The following is a 2986-nucleotide window of genomic DNA, read 5'->3' as shown; positions in this document are numbered from 1 at the left end:
CCGCGGCGTCCGCCGGGTGGCGGGCGCCGCGGGGCGGGCGGCGGTGCGACGGCGCGTCACTCCGGGGGCGGGGCCGGCGGCCGGTGCGGACGGGTCAGTTGAAGACCAGGATGTCGGTGCGCATCGGCAGCGGGCTGCCCCACGCGATGTCGATCTTGAAGGTGACGACGCCGTTGCCGGGGGCGATGCTGGAGACCTGGAAGGGCGCGGCACCGACGAACCGGTTGTTGTTGGAGTCGATCTCGGAGGCCGTGATGACGACCGTCGAGTCGGTCCCGATGACGTTCCACGGGATCTGGAGGTTGAACGTCCCGTTGCCCGGGCTCCAGAACACCCAGCCCCGCCACACGGCGTTGAGGTTGCCGCCGATGGCCGCGAGGTGCTGCTCCTGGCCGGTGGACTGCAGGCCCTGCGTGATCTGCGGGATCCGGGCGATCTGCGGGATCTGGGAGGCGGTGGGTTCGGTCGCGGTCATGGCGGCTCTCCTTGCGCCGGGAGAGCCCCCCACGAGCCCTCCGGATACTCAGAGTGTCTGCCAATGTGCGTAGCGTAACAATCACTCGTGCGAGTGAACCGCCGGCGCGTCGGCGCACCACCCGGGCCGCCGCCCCGCGGGGTCGCGCGCCGTCCGGCGCGCGCCACGGGCCGGGCGCCGTCCGGCGCCTGCCGTCCGCTGTGTGCCGTCCCGTGTCTGATGGGCGGGCATTTGATAGGCAAGCAGCCGCTTGCCTATGGTGGGGTGGTGGCGGATGACGGTGTGTGGAAGGCGCTGGCGGATCCCACCCGGCGCCTGATCCTCGACGAACTGGCCGAGTGCGACGGCCAGTCGCTGTCCGGGATCTGCGCGCGCCTGGCCACCCGGCACGCGCTGGGCCTGACCCGGCAGGCGGTCAGCCAGCACCTGGCGGTGCTGGAGGCGGCCGGCCTGGTGTGGGTGCGCCGCCGGGGCCGCTACCGGCTGCACGACCTGAACACCGCCCCGCTGGAACGCATCGCCGCCCGCTGGCTGACGCCCGACCCGGCCGGGGACGTCCCGTGAGGCGGGCCCGTCCCGCGGGGCCCGCCCGTCCCGCGGGGCCCGCCCGTCCCGCACGGTCCGTCCCGCAAGGCCCGCCCGTCTCGCGCGGTCCGTCCCGCGCGGCCCGTCCGTCCCGCCGTGCCGGTGCGTCCCGTCCCGGGGCCCGCGCCGGTGCCGGCCGGTCCCGCCTTGACACCCCGTGACATATCCAGAATATTGGATACGTCCCCGAGGGGCCGGACGGCGGAAGGAGCACGCGGTGGACCTGGACCCGCTGGCCGTGCACAAGGCGCTCGCCAACCCGGCACGCGCGGACTTCCTGCGCTGGCTCAAGACGCCCGAACGCTACTTCGACGAGGCGTACTACCGCGAGCGCGGCGTCGGCTTCCACATCGGCGTGTGCGTCACCGACATCCGCGAACGCTCCGGACTGGCCCAGTCGGTGGTCTCCGGCTACCTGCAGATCCTGCGCGACGCGGGACTGCTGGTGTCCGAACGCGTCGGCAAGTGGACCTTCTACCGGCGCGACGAGGAGACCATCGCTGCCTTCGCCGCGTACGTGCGCGACGAACTCTGACCCGTCACCCCCGCGGGGCGCCCGGCAGGCGCCCCCATTTTTTCTCACCCGATGCATCCAACTATCTAGATTAATGAATCCGTAGTGGAGGGTTGTCCGTGCCCCGCACCGCTGCCGCCCCCGCCGCCCTGGCCGTACCGGTCCTGGCCCTGGGCGTGTTCGGCATCATCACCACCGAGATGGGCGTCGTCGGCGTCCTGCCCGCCCTGGCCGAACGCCTGCACACCACCCCCGCCACCGCCGGCACCCTGGTGGGCGCCTTCGCCCTCACCGTCGCCGCCACCGGACCCGCCGGCGTCCTGCTCGCCTCCCGGTGGCGCCGCAAGAGTGTCCTGGCCACCGCGCTGGCCGTCTTCGCCGCCGCCAACGCCGTCTACGCGCTCGCCGACTCCTACCCCCTCGTCCTCGCCTGGCGGATCATCCCCGCCCTGTTCCACCCCGTCTTCTTCGCCCTCGCCCTCACCGCCGCCACCCGCCTGGCCGCCCCCGGCAAAGCCGCCCGCGCCGCCACCACCGTCTTCGCCGGCGTCAGCGCCGGCTTCGCGTTCGGCGTCCCCCTCACCACCTTCCTCGCCGACCGCCTCTCACCACCGGCCGCGTTCTGGTGCGCCGCCGCCGTCAACCTCCTCGCCTGCGCCGGCGTCCTCGCCTTCTTCCCCGACCTGCCCGAAACCCGCAGACCCACCTACGCCGGACAGCTGGGCATCCTGCGCCGGGGCCGGCTGTGGCTGTCCATCGCCGCCGTCACCCTGCTGTTCGCCGCGATGTTCAGCGGCTACGGCTACATCGCCGAATACCTGCAGGGCGTCACCGGCCTCAGCGCCTCCCTCACCGGCCCCGCCCTGATGGCCTTCGGCATCGTCATGACCGTCGGCAACACGCTCTTCGGCCGCCTGCTGGACCGCGCGCCCCTGCGCACCGTCACCGTCTACCCCCTCCTCTACCTCGCCCTCTACCTCCTGCTCGACGCCGCCGGCCCCTACCGCGCCCCGATGCTCGCCGCCGTCCTGCTGTGGGGCGCCGTCCACTCCGGCGGCCTGGCCGTCGCCCAGACCCACCTCGCCCGCGACGCCACCGACGCCCCCGAGTTCGGCAACAGCCTCTTCATCTCCTTCTCCAACCTCGGCATCACCCTGGGCACCGCCCTGGGCGGCGCCGTCACCGCCACCGCCGGCCCCCGCCACCTGCCCCTGGCCGGCGCCGCCCTCGCCGCTCTCGCCCTCGCCGCCGTCCTCTGGCGCCGCCGCCTGGGCCCCGACCCCCGCCCGGGCCCCGCCCCGGCCCCCGCACAGGACCAGCCCCAGCCGGACGGCGGCGGTGCGGCGCTGGGCGTCCCGCAGCGGGCCCGGCGGCAGCACCAGCGACTCCGGGGCGTCCTCGGCGCCGAGCAG

Annotated in this window: 4 protein-coding genes; 3 read left to right on the top strand and 1 reads right to left on the bottom strand. The window is 74.2% G+C overall.

Annotated elements, in window-relative coordinates:
* Nucleotides 1-94: 94 nt before the first annotated feature.
* Nucleotides 95-475: a hypothetical protein gene (locus tag ACFRAR_RS38465; protein WP_380705059.1), complete on the bottom strand. Its 381-nt coding sequence runs from the start codon at nucleotides 473-475 to the stop codon at nucleotides 95-97.
* A gap of 267 nt (nucleotides 476-742) precedes the next feature.
* Between ACFRAR_RS38465 and ACFRAR_RS38460 the strand changes: the two genes are divergently transcribed.
* From ACFRAR_RS38460 to ACFRAR_RS38450, 3 genes are all read left to right on the top strand, one after another.
* Nucleotides 743-1039 carry an ArsR/SmtB family transcription factor gene (locus tag ACFRAR_RS38460; RefSeq protein ID WP_380705057.1) on the top strand — a complete coding sequence of 99 codons (297 nt, stop codon included), beginning with the start codon at nucleotides 743-745 and terminating at the stop codon, nucleotides 1037-1039.
* A gap of 238 nt (nucleotides 1040-1277) precedes the next feature.
* Nucleotides 1278-1595, top strand: a complete 318-nt coding sequence (locus ACFRAR_RS38455; protein ID WP_380705055.1) for an ArsR/SmtB family transcription factor — start codon at nucleotides 1278-1280, stop codon at nucleotides 1593-1595.
* Nucleotides 1596-1693: 98 nt separating this feature from the next.
* Nucleotides 1694-2986 (top strand): MFS transporter (locus ACFRAR_RS38450; protein ID WP_380705053.1); only part of this gene is annotated, 1293 nt, incomplete at its 3' end.

The sequence above is a fragment of the Kitasatospora sp. NPDC056651 genome (genome assembly GCF_042792155.1).
Taxonomy (GTDB): Bacteria; Actinomycetota; Actinomycetes; order Streptomycetales; family Streptomycetaceae; genus Kitasatospora.
The sequence above is the reverse complement of the archived record's forward strand: the minus strand, read 5'-3'. Positions and strand labels throughout refer to the sequence as shown.

Excerpts from the sequence above, each read along its gene's own strand:
- ACFRAR_RS38465 (WP_380705059.1), bottom strand. The coding sequence starts at position 475 with ATGACCGCGACCGAACCCACCGCCTCCCAGATCCCGCAGATCGCCCGG.